Origin of the sequence: Pseudonocardia sp., assembly GCF_025465255.1 — a bacterium.
Lineage (GTDB): Bacteria > Actinomycetota > Actinomycetes > Mycobacteriales > Pseudonocardiaceae > Pseudonocardia.
Window position 1 is genome coordinate 59,706 of the sequence record NZ_JAODNI010000075.1, and the last position, 15,024, is coordinate 74,729.

Annotated in this window: 14 protein-coding genes and 1 pseudogene; 8 read left to right on the plus strand and 7 right to left on the minus strand. The window is 71.6% G+C overall.

Annotation, left to right across the window (positions count from 1 at the left end):
• Nucleotides 1-23: 23 nt before the first annotated feature.
• From JWP64_RS07905 to JWP64_RS07920, 4 genes are read right to left on the minus strand one after another with little or no spacing between them, the layout of a single operon-like run.
• A complete protein-coding gene (locus JWP64_RS07905; RefSeq protein ID WP_297493994.1) occupies nt 24-1,346 on the minus strand; it encodes an Nramp family divalent metal transporter in 1,323 nt (440 codons plus the stop codon).
• A gap of 34 nt (nt 1,347-1,380) precedes the next feature.
• The gene (locus JWP64_RS07910; RefSeq protein ID WP_297493996.1) at nt 1,381-1,842 is read right to left on the minus strand and encodes a Rieske 2Fe-2S domain-containing protein; all 462 of its coding nucleotides are present in this window, start codon (nt 1,840-1,842) and stop codon (nt 1,381-1,383) included.
• Nucleotides 1,839-2,960: an amidohydrolase family protein gene (locus tag JWP64_RS07915; RefSeq protein WP_297493998.1), complete on the minus strand. Its 1,122-nt coding sequence runs from the start codon at nt 2,958-2,960 to the stop codon at nt 1,839-1,841. Before JWP64_RS07915 ends, JWP64_RS07910 begins: the two co-directional genes overlap by 4 nt.
• On the minus strand, nt 2,957-4,054 hold the full coding sequence (locus JWP64_RS07920) for an amidohydrolase family protein (protein WP_297494000.1): 1,098 nt from the start codon (nt 4,052-4,054) through the stop codon (nt 2,957-2,959). The genes JWP64_RS07915 and JWP64_RS07920 overlap by 4 nt, the downstream gene beginning before the upstream one ends.
• A 198-nt stretch (nt 4,055-4,252) precedes the next feature.
• Here JWP64_RS07920 and JWP64_RS07925 point away from each other — a divergent pair, with 198 nt between their 5' ends.
• Nucleotides 4,253-5,716, plus strand: a complete 1,464-nt coding sequence (locus JWP64_RS07925) for a sodium:solute symporter family protein (RefSeq protein WP_297494002.1) — start codon at nt 4,253-4,255, stop codon at nt 5,714-5,716.
• A 452-nt stretch (nt 5,717-6,168) separates the two neighbouring features.
• On the opposite strand, the gene JWP64_RS07930 is transcribed toward JWP64_RS07925, so the two are convergent.
• From JWP64_RS07930 to JWP64_RS07940, 3 genes and pseudogenes are all read right to left on the minus strand, one after another.
• A complete protein-coding gene (locus JWP64_RS07930) occupies nt 6,169-7,002 on the minus strand; it encodes a class II glutamine amidotransferase (protein ID WP_297494005.1) in 834 nt (277 codons plus the stop codon).
• 256 nt (nt 7,003-7,258) lie between these two features.
• Nucleotides 7,259-7,534 (minus strand): annotated as a pseudogene (locus JWP64_RS31420) (adenylyl-sulfate kinase); the annotation flags it as partial.
• Entirely contained in the window at nt 7,509-7,745 is a 237-nt protein-coding gene (locus JWP64_RS07940) for a hypothetical protein (RefSeq protein WP_297494007.1), read from the minus strand. The gene JWP64_RS07940 and the pseudogene JWP64_RS31420, both read right to left, overlap by 26 nt.
• Before the next feature lie 251 nt (nt 7,746-7,996).
• On the opposite strand from JWP64_RS07940, the gene JWP64_RS31425 reads away from it, so the two are divergent.
• The 7 genes from JWP64_RS31425 (at nt 7,997) to JWP64_RS07970 (ending at nt 14,735) form a co-directional block, all read left to right on the plus strand.
• Complete coding sequence (locus JWP64_RS31425; protein WP_366889574.1) at nt 7,997-8,086, plus strand: putative leader peptide; 90 nt, start codon at nt 7,997-7,999, stop codon at nt 8,084-8,086.
• Between the two features lie 85 nt (nt 8,087-8,171).
• A complete protein-coding gene (locus JWP64_RS07945) occupies nt 8,172-9,413 on the plus strand; it encodes an ROK family transcriptional regulator (protein WP_297494008.1) in 1,242 nt (413 codons plus the stop codon).
• Nucleotides 9,414-9,693: 280 nt separating this feature from the next.
• Complete coding sequence (locus JWP64_RS07950) at nt 9,694-10,656, plus strand: TauD/TfdA family dioxygenase (protein WP_297494010.1); 963 nt, start codon at nt 9,694-9,696, stop codon at nt 10,654-10,656.
• 33 nt (nt 10,657-10,689) lie between these two features.
• On the plus strand, nt 10,690-11,802 hold the full coding sequence (locus tag JWP64_RS07955) for an ABC transporter substrate-binding protein (protein ID WP_297494012.1): 1,113 nt from the start codon (nt 10,690-10,692) through the stop codon (nt 11,800-11,802).
• Nucleotide 11,803: 1 nt separating this feature from the next.
• A complete protein-coding gene (locus JWP64_RS07960) occupies nt 11,804-12,667 on the plus strand; it encodes an ABC transporter permease (RefSeq protein ID WP_297494014.1) in 864 nt (287 codons plus the stop codon).
• Nucleotides 12,643-13,383: an ABC transporter ATP-binding protein gene (locus tag JWP64_RS07965; protein WP_297494016.1), complete on the plus strand. Its 741-nt coding sequence runs from the start codon at nt 12,643-12,645 to the stop codon at nt 13,381-13,383. Before JWP64_RS07960 ends, JWP64_RS07965 begins: the two co-directional genes overlap by 25 nt.
• Nucleotides 13,380-14,735, plus strand: coding sequence for an LLM class flavin-dependent oxidoreductase (locus JWP64_RS07970; RefSeq protein WP_297494018.1), 1,356 nt, complete (start codon nt 13,380-13,382; stop codon nt 14,733-14,735). The genes JWP64_RS07965 and JWP64_RS07970 overlap by 4 nt, the downstream gene beginning before the upstream one ends.
• Nucleotides 14,736-15,024: the final 289 nt, after the last annotated feature.

The following is a 15,024-nucleotide window of genomic DNA, read 5'->3' on the forward strand; positions in this document are numbered from 1 at the left end:
AGGATACCGAGGTCACCCGGTGCTCAGGCTGCCAGTTCCAGCAGCCCTCGCACCGTGCTGTAACTCGCCCACAGACCCACCAGGCCCACCCCGCAGAGCAGCAGGTTCGTCCACCATCGGTTGGTGTACCCCGCGGCCATCCGACGCCGGTCGTTGGTCAGCATGATCGTGCCGATCATCAGCACCGGCGCGAGCAGGCCGGCCGTCGCGCTGCCGATGACCGTCATGGACAGCGCCTCGGGGAAGACCGGCAGCGCGAACACGACCGGAACCAGGACCATCACCCCGATCTGCACCCGCTTGAACAACGGGTCCGCCTTGGGCTCGGGGTACTGCGCCGCGCGCACCGTGGCCGATCGGTGCATCCCGCGGAAGAGGATCTGTGTGTAGCCCGAGGCGTAGGCGGAGAAGGAGCAGAACGCGACGAAGAACAGGCCGACCCAGAGCAGCCACGGCCCGATCGCGCCGATCGCCGTGCCCATCATCGCCGCCAGGTCCGGCAGCGTCTTCACGGTGCCACCCCGTGCATGCAACACCTGTGCGCCGACGATCCAGATCGACAGGTTGACGATGATGACGGCGACGACCCCGAGCAGGAGGTCGAGGTACGCGATTCGCATGAATCCCGGACCCGACCAGCCCTTGTTGCGAATGAACTCGGGGTACATCAGGTTACCGGCGGAACCGCCGACGACGCCGATGATCGCGGCAGCGACGAGCAACGTTCCGAACGGCCCCTGGTCGGGTGGCAGCCCGAACGCCAGTCCGCGCACCACCTCACCGGCATCCGGCCGGGACAGTGCCGCAGCCGTGACGAAGGTCAGGACGAGCACCCCGACCTTGACCCTGGCGATGATCTCGAGTGTCCGGTAGTGCTCGCGCCGCACGAGCATGACGGCGGTGATCGCGACGACGAGCACGGTCCACCCGAACACCCCCCAGCGCTGGCCGCCGAGACCGCCGGACAGATGGAAGAGGGCGGTTCCCGCGGTGACGGCCAGGAACGTCTGCAGGATGAAGCCGGACAGGAAGGCGAGCACCCCGATGGTCGCGGGAAGGTGCCGCCAGAGCGCGCCGAACCCCTCCAGCACGGACCGGTCCCCCACGACATTGCACAATGCATACCGCGCGATCGCCGCGGTGAAGAAGTAGCGGCAGATCAGGGCCAGCGCGAGCGCCCACATCAGCCCGTATCCGTAGTTGCCGCCCGAGACCGCGGAGCTGACCAGGTCCCCGGCTCCGAGCCAGGACATGGCCACCAGCAGCCCCGGCCCCAGGTTCCGAAGGTACTGGCCCACCGTGGTGGGGGCGACCGGCCCGATCGTTCCTCGTTGAACATCGGTCATCTGGCACTCCTCGATCATGTGGCCTCCGCGGAGGTCACAACTCGATGATCACGTACTCCTCGGTCGCCCGGACCGGGTACGTCTCGGCGGAGTACGGCCCCTTCTGCAGGCCCGCCGCCGCGAGTCTCTCCTCTTCCGCCAGCAGCTCCGCACCCGCGGCAATTCGCGCGTCATACCGCCGCACCCGCGTCTTCTGGGGGTCGAACCAGGACTGTCCCGTTCGGATGTCGAACTCCCACTGGTGCCACGGACAGCGGAGGAACTCCCCGCGCCGCAGGTACTCGTAGTGACCCGGCCCCTCGGATCGCACGAACCCCGAGCGCATCCCGGCGCACAGCGGGCCGCCGGCGTGGGGACAGGCGTTGCGGACGGCGAAGTATTCGCCGTCGAGGTTGAACACCCCGATCGAGCGGCCGTCGACCTCGACGATCTTGCTTCCGCCGGGCGGGATCTCCTCCGCGTTCGCGACGACGACGTGACGGTGCAGCGCGCTCATGCGCCGAGGGCGTAGTAGTCGAGCGCGTTCCCCCGCATGATCCTGGCCCGCATCTCGGCCGGGAGCTTGGTCTGGAACGCGCGTTGCGGATGATCGAAGTCCCAGTGCGGGTAGTCCGTGGAGAACATCAGGATGTGCTGCCCGATCTCCTCGATCAGCGCCAGCAGATCAGCGGGACGTTCGGGCTCCTCGATGGGCTGGGTGGTGATCCGGACCCGGTCGCGCAGGTACTCCGACGGGAGCCGTTGCAGGTCGGGCACCTCGACGCGCAGCCGGTGGTAGAGGGCGTCCAGGCGCCACATCAGCGGCGGGACCCAGGCGAACCCGCCCTCGATGAGCACGACCTTCAGCTCCGGGAACCGGTCGAACACCCCGTCCATGATCAGGCTCGTGACCTGCGCCTGGAACGCCACGGACATCGCGGTGTGGTCCTCGATGTAGAAGGAGGGCCAGCCCGCCGAGGTGATCGGCGCACCGGTCGTCGAGGCGAAGTGGATGCCCACCGGCAGGCCGCACTCCTGCGCTGCGTCGTAGATGGGCCAGTAACGGCGCTTGCCGAGCGGTGCCAGGGTGCGCGGGAACAACAACACCTGCACGAACCCGGAGTGGACCGCCGCGGCACGGCGGATCTCCTCGGCCGCCAGCTCCGGCGCCTCGAACGTGACCGTGATCGAGGCGCGCAGCCGGGCGTCGCGCTCGAGCCAGTGCTCGACCTGCCAGTCGTTCACCGCTCGCGCCAGTGCGGCGCCGTAGCCCTCGTTGCGCTGCTCGGCCGCCCGGTACAGGCAGTTGAGGATGGCGCGGTCGATGCCGTAGCGGTCGAGGAGTTGCTCACGCATGAAGTCCAGATCCGAGCCCGGCAGACCACCGCCCGGCGGCCACGCGTCGGTCCGTGACCCGCCGGCCGGACTGACCTTGGGGTAGACGTAGCCGGCCTCGTAGGGCGAGTACGTCCGCGGACCGACGTGGTCCATGTGCTCGAGCCAGCGAGCCGAGAGATAGGGGCGCAGGGCGGCGTCACTCGGGACGGTGTTGTGCACGTCGCAGTCGACGATGCCCGTGCCGGGCCCTTCGGTGCGCACCCCCGCCGATGTCGGGTTGGTCAGCAGGTCGGTCATACCGCAGCTCCCTGCAGGATCGTCGGGTACGTCGCCAGCCCGTTGTCCCGCAGCACCTGCCGGCGCTCGGCCGGGGACAGGAACTGCAGCAGCGACTGCTCGGGGTCGCGGTGGTGCCAGTGCGGGTGGTCGCCGGAGTAGAGCAGCATGTCCACCGAGCCGAGCTGGTCCAGGAACCTCGGCAGGTGGTCACGCGCCTGCTCCGTGGCGAGCGGCCCGTCGAACGGCGCGGTGCTCAGCCGCACGTGCCGGCGGATCACGACCGACGGGCGGTCGGCAACCCACGGGATCTCCCGGCGCAGACCCTTCCAGTTCTTGTCCAGGCGCCACATCAACGAGGGCAGCCAGGTCACCCCGCTCTCCAGCAGCACCACCTTCAGCGCCGGGAACCGGGAGAAGACGCCCTCGCAGACCAGGCTCGTGAGCTGTGACTGCATCGCCAGCGCCGCTCCGGCGTACTCCTCCAGGTAAGTCGAGGGCCACCCGACCGGCAGCGGCGGATTGCCGCCCGCCACCCCGGGGTGAACCCCGACGGGCAGGCCGGCCGCCGCCGCGGCCTCGTAGATCGGCCAGTGCGCTCGGTTGCCCAGCGGTACCTGCGAGTTGGCCAGCAGCAGGACCTGCACGAAGCCGCCGTGGCCGGCGAGCCGTTCGATCTCCTGTGCGGCGCGCTGCGGGTTCTGTGACGGAACCACGATCGAGGCGCGGTAACGAGGATCGGCGGCGAGCCACCGCTGCGCCTGCCAGTCGTTCAGGGCGGCCGCCATCGCGACCGCCCAGTCCTCGTTGTGGATCGGCTGCACCGCGTAGAGACAGTTCAGGATCGCGACGTCCACGCCCCGTTCGAGCACCTGGGCACGCACGAGCTCCGGGTCGGCTCCCGGAGCTCGTCCACTCGATCTGCTCTCGGGCGTGGCGGAAAGGGCGGCCCTGCCCGGGTAGAACGCCGGCGCGAGGCTGGTCACCCCGTGCTCCACGCAGTAGTCGCTCCACCGCTGCGGGAGGTACGGAAACAGCTCCGCAATGTCGTCGACCGCGTTGTGGACGTCGCAATCGATGGAGCCGAACCCGGCGGCGGGTGTCCCAGAACTCATGAGCCGCTCCTGCCTCATTGCCAGCGGTATCTTGGAATACCAGCATCTCAGGTGCTCGACCGTCAAGCGTCTCCTCGGGCTCGGCTCATGGCCGTCCGCGTATCGCTCCCATCACCAGGACCTCATGGACACCCGTCCGACCCGACCATATGTTTCGGATGGTCGCCTCACATGACGGCCGCCACACGAGGAGGTGCCATGGGATCACTGTGGATCGTCGGGCTGGTCCTGGTGCTCTACATGGGTGTGCTCGGGCTGATCAGTTGGTGGGCCCGGCGGTCCTCGAACAGCGCCGAGGGCTTCGCCACGGGCGGCCGGGCGTTCCCCGCGGTGCTCGTCGGATTCCTGCTGGCCTCGGAGTTCCTCGGCAGCACCGCGAGCGTCGGCACCGCCCAGTCCGCGCACGAGCACGGTATCTCCGCGGCCTGGAACGTCGTCTCGCTGGCGCTGGGCTTCGTGCTGTTCTCGGTGCTCCTGGCGCGGCGTTTCCGCGAGCTCGGCGAGAACACCATCTCCGGTGCGCTCGCGAGGACCTATGGCGAGCGGGTCCGCCTCGCCACCTCGTCGATCATGATCTGTGCGCTGCTGATCGTCGCCGTCTCGATCTACGCCAGCGGCGGCGCGATCCTGTCCGGGCTGCTCGGCATCGGCACCGCGCCGGCCATCGTGGTCACCGGCGTCCTCGCCGTGGCCTGGGTGAGCATCGGCGGGATGCGTTCTGTGGTCTACACCAACGTGCTCCACGCGAGCGTGAAGCTGATCGGCGTCGTGCTGCTGGCCGTCGTCGCCCTGCGCGCCGCCGGCGGACCGGGCCGGCTGCAGGCCGAGCTGCCCCCGCGGATGCTCGCGTGGGACGGGATCGGGTGGGCCCAGATCGGGGCGTGGCTGATCGCCGGTGTCGGCGCCATCTTCGCCACCCAGTACGTCGTCCAGGCGGTCACCACGACCGCCAACGGACGCTCCGCCCGACAGTCCGGGCTCTGGTCGGCGGCCGTGCTCATCCCGTTCGGGCTGTGCTCCGCGGTGATCGGGCTGTGCAGCGCCCTGGTGCACCCGGGCATCCGCTCCATCCAGGCCCTGCCCGCGTTCGTCCTCGAACTCAACCCGTGGGCCGCGGGACTGGTGGTGTGCGGACTGTCCGGCGCCATGTTCGGGACGATCGCGGCGCTGACCCTGGGGGCGTCCACCCTGCTGCTCAAGGACTTCCACCGCCCGTGGCGCGACCGCCGGGGCCACGGCGCGGAACCGGGCGACGACCTGCGCTTCCTGCGGCTCGCCACCGTGGTCACCGGGCTGCTGCCCATCGTGCTGGCCCTGTTCGCCTCGGACGTGCTGACCGTGTCGTTCCTGGCCAAGTCGCTGCGCGCGGCGCTGGCCGTCCTGGTGCTCCTGATGTTCTACGGGCCGCGGTTCGGGACCCGCGCCGGCGCGTTCTGGAGCATCATCGCCGCGCTGGTGGCGACCGTCGGCTGGTTCCTCGCCGGCGACCCGTTCGGCGTCGACAACGCCTACGTCGCGGTCGCGATGCCGCTGCTGGTCATGACCGCGACTCACGTGTGGAGCCGCCGGCCCGGCCGGATCCCCACCGTCGGGACCGGGGTCGCCGACGCCCCGCCGTCCCCCGACCACACCACCCGACCCCGGGAGGAGCCCGCCCGGTGACCGGCGACCTGCCCCCGGGGCCTCCCTGCGCGGATGGCTCGACCACCTGCAGCGCACCGGGGCCCTCGCCCACCCCGGGATCGCGCTGCGCCACGGCGTCGCCGGGATCGCCCAGCAGCGCCTCGACGGCACCAGCGCGACACTGTTCCCTACCCGGACGGCCACCCCGTGCCAGTCGTGTCGGGGCTGCTCGGCGGCCGCTCCTGGATAGCCGAGGCCCTCGGCGTCGAGTCGGCCGGCCTGCTCACCCGCTTCGAGTCGGCCACCCGCGAGCCGGTGCCGTGGAAGGAGATGGAGACTCCTGCGCCCTGCCAGCAGGCCGTCCACGCCGGCGAGGACGTCGACCGGACCGCGCGGTTGCCGATCCGGACCCAGATCGACCTGGACGCGGTCACCGTGCCCGCCGCGGTCGGCTGGGCGAACGCGCGGTCCGGCGCGGCTGAACCGGACGTTCAGTCCGGTTCCCGCGGCCGGAAGGGGCGCTCCACATCCGGCCCCTTCTGCAGGACGAGCGCCGTCGAGACCGGGACCTCGTGCCACAGACCCGGCAGGTCCGTCAGCGGCTGGGAGACGACCGCGCGGGAGTCCTCCGAGAAGTGCTTCCAGCGCTCGTCCTCCGGGTAGAGCAGGCGCAGCGCGTCGACCTCCGCGCTCACGAACAGGGTGTTGACCACGGGCCCGCTGGCGTAGCGCGCCGCGTACAACCGCTCGCCGTCGGCCACTCCGACCGTCATCTGCAGTGGGTTCTCGACGCCCGCGGCCCGCCCGAGGGACTCCACGAATCCGGCCATCCGTTCGAGTGCGGCGACCGGGTCTTGCTCGAGCCCGAACGTCAGTGCCAGGAAGAACATCACCTCGGAGTCCGTGCTGCCCTGGATGTGAGGAAAGAGGTCGGGGCGCACGGCGAGCACCAGGTCGCGGCGGAGGCGGCCGAAGTCGGCGATGTAACCGTTGTGGACGAAGATCCAGTTCCGGTATCGGAAGGGGTGGCAGTTGGTCTGCTGCACCGGGGTGCCGGTGGCCGCGCGCACGTGGGCCAGGAACAGGCCGGAACGGACCTCGCCGGCGATCTCGCGAAGGTTGGCGTCACCCCAGGCGGGCGACGCGCTGCGGAACAGCGCCGGCTCCGGGCCGAACCCGTACCAGCCGAGGCCGAAGCCGTCGCCGTTGGCCGTCGCCATGTCGGGCTGGGCGCGCCTGCTCTGCTCGATCAGGGAGTGCTCGGTGTCGTAGACCAGTTCCTTGGGCTCGATCGGCTTGCCGTAGTACCCCAGCCACCTGCACATGAGCTCCTCCTCGACCTCGGCCCCAGCCATCCTCGAGGCAGGCGGACGCCGCCGCTCCTTGCTCCGGGAGAGAACTGCCGTCCCTCCGACCGGCTGACGACGAGCCGGCCCTCCGGCGCGTCCCGGACAGGTACCCAGGGATTCCCGGACCACCCGCCCCGACCGACTCGACGCCGCCTTCGTGGCCGCCGCCCGATCCGCCCCCCGGCCCGGTCCCGCCGGCGGGAGCGCTCTCCCCGGAGGCCACCTCGACGAACTCGGTGCCGTTCGCCGCGTACGCCGCCCGGACCCCGTCCCGGACGTCGCGGTACGGCGCGATCGCCGAGACCAGGACGAGGACCCCGTTGCGCGCCGACAGCTCCGCGACCCACCCGATCCGCCGGATGTTGATCGCGCGGGGCCCGGACGAGGCGTCGGACGCCGAAGCTCCCGGGTGTTCGGCAGGGACGCTGTCGGCGGAGCGGTGGTGGGCAGGGCCGCGACGAGCTCCGCGGCCTGCCCCGCCATCACCCTGCCGAGCGCAGCGGCGGATACCGGGTCAGCGTGCTCCGGGTGAGGGCCAGCTCATGGGCGACCTCCGCGGAGATGAGCTCGGCGTGCAGGCCTAGCTCGTCGTCCTGCAGGGCCAGCGCACGATGACGACCGATCAGACCTTCGAGCGAGGTCAACAAGCGGTCTGCGGCAGCCGCCCGGTACCGGTCACGGGAGGGCGCAGGCAGGGACGACGACACGGGTGTGGACATGAGGATGGCTCCAGGAGGGAGGGGACGACGACGTCGGTGAGCGAGCGATGCTCAGCGACAGAACTCGTCGAACGCGTGACCCCTCCGGGACGGCCAGAAACGCTCCAGGGGCAAGCGGAGCGCGGCCATGGACCAATGGTGAACGCAGGACCCTCCGGATGGCAAGCCCGATCGGTCGCGGTGCCCGGCGGTCCGGAGACGGTGAGCCACGGCACTGTCCTCCTGTCATCTGCTCTGCAAGGATCGGCGGGATGTCCCAGGCCGCGATCTTGAAGGCACGCCGCCACGTCGACCTCCGTCGGCAGGCGAGCGCGATGTGTCGCCTGCCCGCGCACGTCTGACCCGAGAGTCTCCGCGGCCGCCGGTCGCGGCACGGGTCCGTGCGCCCCGCCCGGCAGCAGCCTCGACCTCGAGCGGCAGGACATCATGCGCGCACTCCCGACCCCCGTCGTCCCCCGGCTCGACGGCCCGTCCGGCGACGGACGGCGAACACCGACGGCGTCCGTCGTCCTGCGATCCATCCTGGACAACGGGCCGATCGCCCGCAGCACCGTCGCCCGCCTCACCGGCCTGAGTGCGGCGGCCGTGAGCAGGCAGTACGCCGATCTGGCGGAGCTCGGCCTGGTACGGGAGCGGCCGGCCCGCACGCCGCGTTCCTCGGTCGGGCGCCCCCACGTCCCGGTGGACATCGACACCCGCCGCCACCTGGTCTGCGGCGTGCACATCGCGCTGCTGCACTGCACGTACGTCCTCACCGACCTGCGCGGGCGCGTCCTCGCCGAGCAGCGGATCCCGCACCGCGACCCCGGACCGGAGGCGGTGCTCGCCGACATCGAAGCCACCATCGCGGCGTTCCTCGACGAACACGCGGGGAGCCGACGCCCGCTGGGGGTCGGCGTCGCCACGGGCGGCTGGGTCGACCCTGCACACGGCACCGTCGTGCGGCACACGCAGCTGGGCTGGTCGGACGTCGCGATCCGCGACGTCCTGGAGGCTCGGCTCGGCCTGCCGGTGCGGGTCGAGAGCCACTCCCGGGCCCTGGCGCGAGCGGAACAGCTGATCGGCGTCCACCGCGAGCGGGCGCGGAAGAGCCTCGTGCACCTGTTCGTCGGCAACGTCGTCGACGCCGCGCTGGCCACCGGCGGGGCCGTGCATCACGGCCCCCGCTCGGCCGCGGGGGACGTGGGACACCTTCCGGTCGGTTCCGGCTCCCTGCTGGGTCCGACCGTCTGCGGCTGTGGCAGGACGGGATGCGTGCAGGCGACGGTCGCGGACCGGGCGGTCGCCCGGCACGCCACGATGGCGGGGCTCCTCCCCAGGCCCGTCTTCGCGGACCTGCTCACCGCCCTCGAGACCGGCGACCGGGACGTGAGGATGCTGTTCCGGGACCGGGCCCGGCTCGTCGGGCGAGCTGTCGCCCTTCTGCTCGACGTGATCAACCCTGAGGTCCTCGTGGTCACCGAGGCCGGTGTCGTCCGGGATCCGGACCTGCTCGCCGAGCTGCGGGGCGAGGTGGCCGAGCGCTCGCACGTGTGCACGGATCCGGAACGGACGGTCGTGGCGAGCTCGTTCGGCAGCCGCGCGCTGGGCGTCGCGGCCGGGTCGATCATGCTCGACGCAACCTATGCGCGGCCGTTGGATCTGCGCCCGCAACCTGCGCGGACTTAATTACCGGAGTCGCAAAATTGACTTCCCCGATGTCTCCACACACGATGGTGTTCATGAGCAGCGCGCACCTGACCGGGGCATGTCGCCCGAGGTGCTGTATCTGCGGGTGACCGCAGGCCCGTTCCGGGTCCTTTGTCGCTCACCCCGCTCGTTGATCGGCGTTCGCATTCCGCGACGTTATTCCGTGCATTTCCGCTGAACCGTCCCGGCTCGATTCGCGTCGTCGCGTCGTCGGCCGGACGTTCCCGCCTGCCGCCGCACCCTGTCGAAAGGACCCGTCATGACCGTCGCACCCGAACGCACGACCGTCACCGTCCGCCCCGTCGCCGGTCACATCGGAGCCGACGTCTCCGAGGTCGACCTCGCCCGCCCCCTCGACGACGGGCAGGTCGCCGCGATCACCGCCGCTCTCCACCGGTACAAGGTGGTCTTCTTCCGCGGCCAGGAGCTGGATCACGCCGCGCAGATCCGGTTCGGGCGCCACTTCGGCGAGCTGACCTACGCCCACCCGCACGACGACGCCCCGCCGCAGGGCCACCCGGAGATCTTCACCGTGGATCCGGAGCGGTACGCCCAGCGCTACGGCAACGACACGGCGGCCACGTCGCGGCGGAAGTACAGCTACCTCGCCGGCTGGCACACCGACGTCACCGCGGCCGTGAACCCGCCCGCGGCGTCGATCCTGCGCGCCGACGTCGTTCCCGAGGTCGGCGGCGACACCACCTGGACCAACCTGGTCGCCGCCTACCAGGGCCTCTCCGCCCCCGTCCGCGCGTTCGTAGACGGGTTGCGGGCCGAGCACCGCTACGGCGGCGACCGCACGCCCACCGGGGAGGACGGGTACGCGCGGCGGGTCAACGACAACCTGCTCGTGGCCGTGCACCCGGTGGTCCGCGTCCACCCGGTCACCGGCGAGCGGGCCCTGTTCGTCAACCCTGGCTTCACCAGCCACATCGTCGACGTCGAGCCGCGGGAGAGCCGGGCGATCCTCGACCTGCTCTACGCCGAGCTGACCCGCCCCGAATACACCGTCCGGTTCCGCTGGGAACCCGGCAGCGTGGCGGTCTGGGACAACCGCGCGACGGCGCACCTCGCGCCGGCCGATCTGGACCACCTGGACGTCCGGCGCACGCTGCATCGCGTCACCGTCATCGGGGAGCGGCCCGTCGGGCCCGACGGACGGGAGTCCGAGCTCGTCGCCGGCAGGCCCTTCACCGCGGACCACGCCGTCGTCGTCGACTGACGCGCCTTCCCCGACCCGACGAGAGACGAACACGTGACCCCCTCCCACCAGAACCGCCACCGGCCACACGGCTCCCGGCGACCTCGCACGCCGGGAGCGCTCGCCGCGGCGGCCCTCGGCGCGCTTCTCCTGCTCACCGCGTGCGGCGGCGCGCCCGACGCCGACGGCCTGACCGCGGACGCGCCGCTACCGACCGCCGTATCGGCCGGCACCACGCTGGTGATCGCCGACCAGTCCGAGGCCCAGCAGGTGGCGCTGAAGGCCTCGGGTGAGCTGTCGAAGCTCCCGTTCACGGCCGAGTTCGCGAACTTCACCGGCGGGCCGGCGATCCTCGAGGCCTTCCGGGCCGGGGCGGCGGACATCGCGAGCGTCGGCGACACCCCGCCGATCCAGGCGCTCGTCGCCGGCGAGGACGTACCGATCGTCCTGGCCAAGCAGAACGACCCGGCCGGCACCCAGCTCGCCGTCGCGCCCGGCAAGGCGATCCGGAAGCTGGCGGACCTCCGCGGGGCGAAGATCGCCTACGCGGAGGGGACGGCCCAACAGGTCATCGTGCTGCGGGCGCTGGCGAAGGCCGGTCTGTCCACGAAGGACGTCGAGCTCGTCCGGCTGCAGCTCGGCGACTTCAACGACGCGGTGCGCACCGGCCAGGTCGACGTGGCGCCGCTGAACGAACCCCGACTCACCCGGTTCCTCGCCGAGGCCGGGCCGCGCGGCGGCGGCGTGATCGACCCGGCCGAGACGGCGGGCACCTCGTCCGGGCTGAACTATCTGTACGCGCGGCGCGAAGCGCTGCAGGATCCGGCGAAGGCGGCGGCGATCCGGGCCTACGTCGACCACTACATCCGCAGCCAGCAGTGGATCAACGACCATCCGGAGGACTGGGTCCAGCAGTACTACGTCGCCAACCAGGGCATCGGCGCGGCGGACGGGAAGCGGATCGTCGACTCGCTCGGGCCGAGCACCTTCCCCCACCTCGACGCGGCCCTGGTGCAACGCCAGCAGGACACGATCGACGTGATCGACCGGGCCGGGGAGCTGCCGAAACGGGTACGGGCGAGCGACGGCTTCGACCTGCGTTTCGAACAGGTGGCCGCCGAGACCGCATCGGCGGTCGGAGCCGGCCGCGAGCGGACGGGCGCCTGAGATGACCGAGCTCTCCCTGACCCGGCCCCGGGAACACGCGAGGTCCGTGCCGGAGGCCGGGACCCGGCTCGCGCCGCGCCCCCGGCGCGGGCGAAGACTCGGCCCGGGCCGGGCGGTCCCCGGCGCCCTGCTGGTCGGACCGGTGCTGCTGCTGATCGCCTGGATCCTCGGCTCCGGAACGGGTCTGCTGGACCCGAACACACTGTCCCCGCCGTGGACCGTCGTGACGACGTTCGGCGACCTCGTGGCGGACGGCAGGCTGCAGAGCAACCTGCTCACCTCCGTCCGACGTGCCGGCATCGCCCTCGTGATCGGGATCGGGCTGGGCGTCGTGCTGGCGCTCGTGTCCGGGCTGAGCCGGACCGGCGAGGCGTTGATCGACGGACCCGTGCAGATCAAACGGGCGATCCCGACGCTGGCGCTGATCCCGCTGGCCATCATCTGGTTCGGCATCGGCGAAGATATGAAGATCATTGTGATCGCGGCGAGCGTCTTCGTCCCCGTCTACATCAACACCCACGCAGCCCTGAGCGGCGTCGACGGCCGGTACGTCGAGCTGGCGGAGACCGTCGGCCTGTCCCGCCGGGCCTTCGTGCGCAGGGTCGCGCTGCCCGGTGCACTGCCCGGGTTCTTCACCGGCCTCCGGCTGGCGGTGACGATCTCCTGGCTCGCGCTGGTCGTCGTCGAACAGGTCAACGCGACCAGTGGCATCGGCTACTTGATGACACAGGCCCGCAACTACGGCCAGACCGAGGTCATCGTCGTCGGACTCGTCGTCTACGCGGTCTTCGGGCTGGTCGGGGACACGGTCGTGCGCCAGATCGAGAGGAGGGCGCTGTCGTGGCGACGCACCCTGGGCAGCTAGCCGATCCCCCGCTCGCCGACACCGCGGTCCGGGTCCGTGACCTCACCCGGGGCTTCGGCGGCCGGGCCGTGCTCGACGGCGTCGACCTCGACATCGCACCGGGCGAGTTCGTGGCGCTGCTCGGCCGCAGCGGTTCCGGCAAGACCACGCTGCTCCGCGCACTGGCCGAACTCGACGGCGGGGTCCCCGGTTCCGGGGAGCTGCGGGTGCCCGCCGAGCGGGCGGTCGTGTTCCAGGACTCGCGGCTGCTCCCCTGGGCCCGGGTGCTCGACAACGTCCTGCTCGGGCTCGACGGCGCCGACGCCCGGGAACGCGGCCGGGCGGCGCTGGCCGAGGTCGGCCTCGAGGGACGGCACCGCTCCTGGCCGTACGAGCTCTCCGGGGGCGAACAGCAACGGGTCGCGCTCGCACGCTCCCTCGTCCGCGAGCCGGCGCTACTGCTGGCCGACGAACCCTTCGGCGCGCTCGACGCCCTCACCCGCATCCGGATGCACACCCTGCTGCTCGAACTGTGCGTGCGGCACCGCCCCGCCGTCCTGCTCGTCACCCACGACGTCGACGAGGCCGTGCAGCTCGCGGACCGGGTTCTCGTCCTGGACCACGGCCGCATCCTCACCGACCGCGCGATCACCGCCGAGCGACCACGCGACCACCACGATCCCGCGCTCGCGGCACACCGCGACCGCCTGCTGACCGCACTGGGAGTGCACCGATGACCGAGAACCGGCGACAGCTGAGCCTCAACGCCTTCGTCTACCCCGCCGGGCACCACGAGGCCGCCTGGCGCCACCCGGCCAGCGCCCCGGAGCGGATCTACGACGTCACCTACTACCAGGAGATCGCCCGCACGGCCGAGGCCGCCGCACTGGACGCGGTGTTCTTCGCCGACGGCCCGGCTCTGCAGGGCGACGTCGCCCACAACGCGGTCGGGCGGCTCGAGCCGATCACCCTGCTCACGGCCATGGCCACCGCCACGGAGCGCCTCGGCCTCATCGCGACGGCGTCGACCACCTACTACGAGCCCTACAACCTGGCCCGGTTGTTCGGCTCGCTCGACCACATCTCCGGCGGGCGCGCGGGCTGGAACGTCGTGACCACCGGCAACGACTCCGCAGCGGCGAACTTCGGCCTGGACGCCCATCCGGACCACGCCGAGCGCTACGCGCGGGCCCAGGAGTTCGTCGACGCCGTCACCGCGCTCTGGGACTCCTGGGAGGACGATGCGATCGTCCTGGACCGCGAGGCCGGCGTCTACGCCGACACGTCCAAGATCCACGAGATCGGGCACACCGGCCGGCACATCCGCGTCCGCGGCCCGTTCAACCAGCCACGCCCACCCCAGGGCCATCCGGTGCTCGTACAGGCCGGGGCCTCGAACGAGGGGCGGGCCTTCGCGGGACGCAACGCCGAGGCGATCTTCACGGCACACCAGCGGCTCGCGGACGCCCAGGCCTTCTACGCCGACGTCAAGTCCGGGGCCGCCGGGTTCGGCCGCCGGCCCGAGCACGTCAAGGTGCTGCCCGGGATCAGCCCGTTCATCGCGGGCACCGAGACCGCGGCCCGGGACCTCGAACGGCAGTTCAACGAGCTGACGGTGCCGGCATACGGGTTGCTGCAGCTCGAGCTGATGACCGGGAGCTCGCTCGGTCATCTCGACCTCGACGCTCCCGTCCCCGCCTCGTTGTTCACCGGTGCCGGGGACGTGATCGACAACCACCGGAGCCGGTTGCAGGTGGTGGCCGGGATCGTCGAGCGGGAACGGCCGACCGTCCGCGGGCTGCTGCACCGCCTCGCCGGGGCCCGCGGGCACCGGGTGTTCGCCGGGACGCCGGAGCAGGTGGCGGACACGCTCGAGGAGTGGTTCACCGGCGGTGCCGCGGACGGTTTCAACGTGATGCCGCCGTACTACCCAGGCGGGCTGGAGGTGTTCACCGCCGAGGTCGTGCCGATCCTGCGCGCGCGGGGACTGTTCCGAGAGGGCTACACCGGCCGAACGCTGCGCGAGCACCTGGGGCTCCCTCGACCGGAGAGCCGGTTCGCCCGGCGGGACGCGCTCATCGGGGCGTGAGCGTGGTCCGGCCCGGCGATGCACCGGGCCGGATCACGACCCCACGGGGCGGCCACCACCCGCTGGACCCCACACCTGGTCACGGGCTGGTCGGCCGACCTGCTGGCACGGACCCCGGCCGCTGAGCAGACTGGTCGCCGTGCACACCGGCGTCCCGGCCGTCGCCTCGTCCTTCGTTCCTCGCGTACTGCCACCTCCTGCGCGACGACCTGGCCGCGGCGCTGCAGGCGGCCGACGCCGCCCTGCCTGCCCTGAACCGGCTCGGGCACCAGCAGTTGCGGGCGTGGGA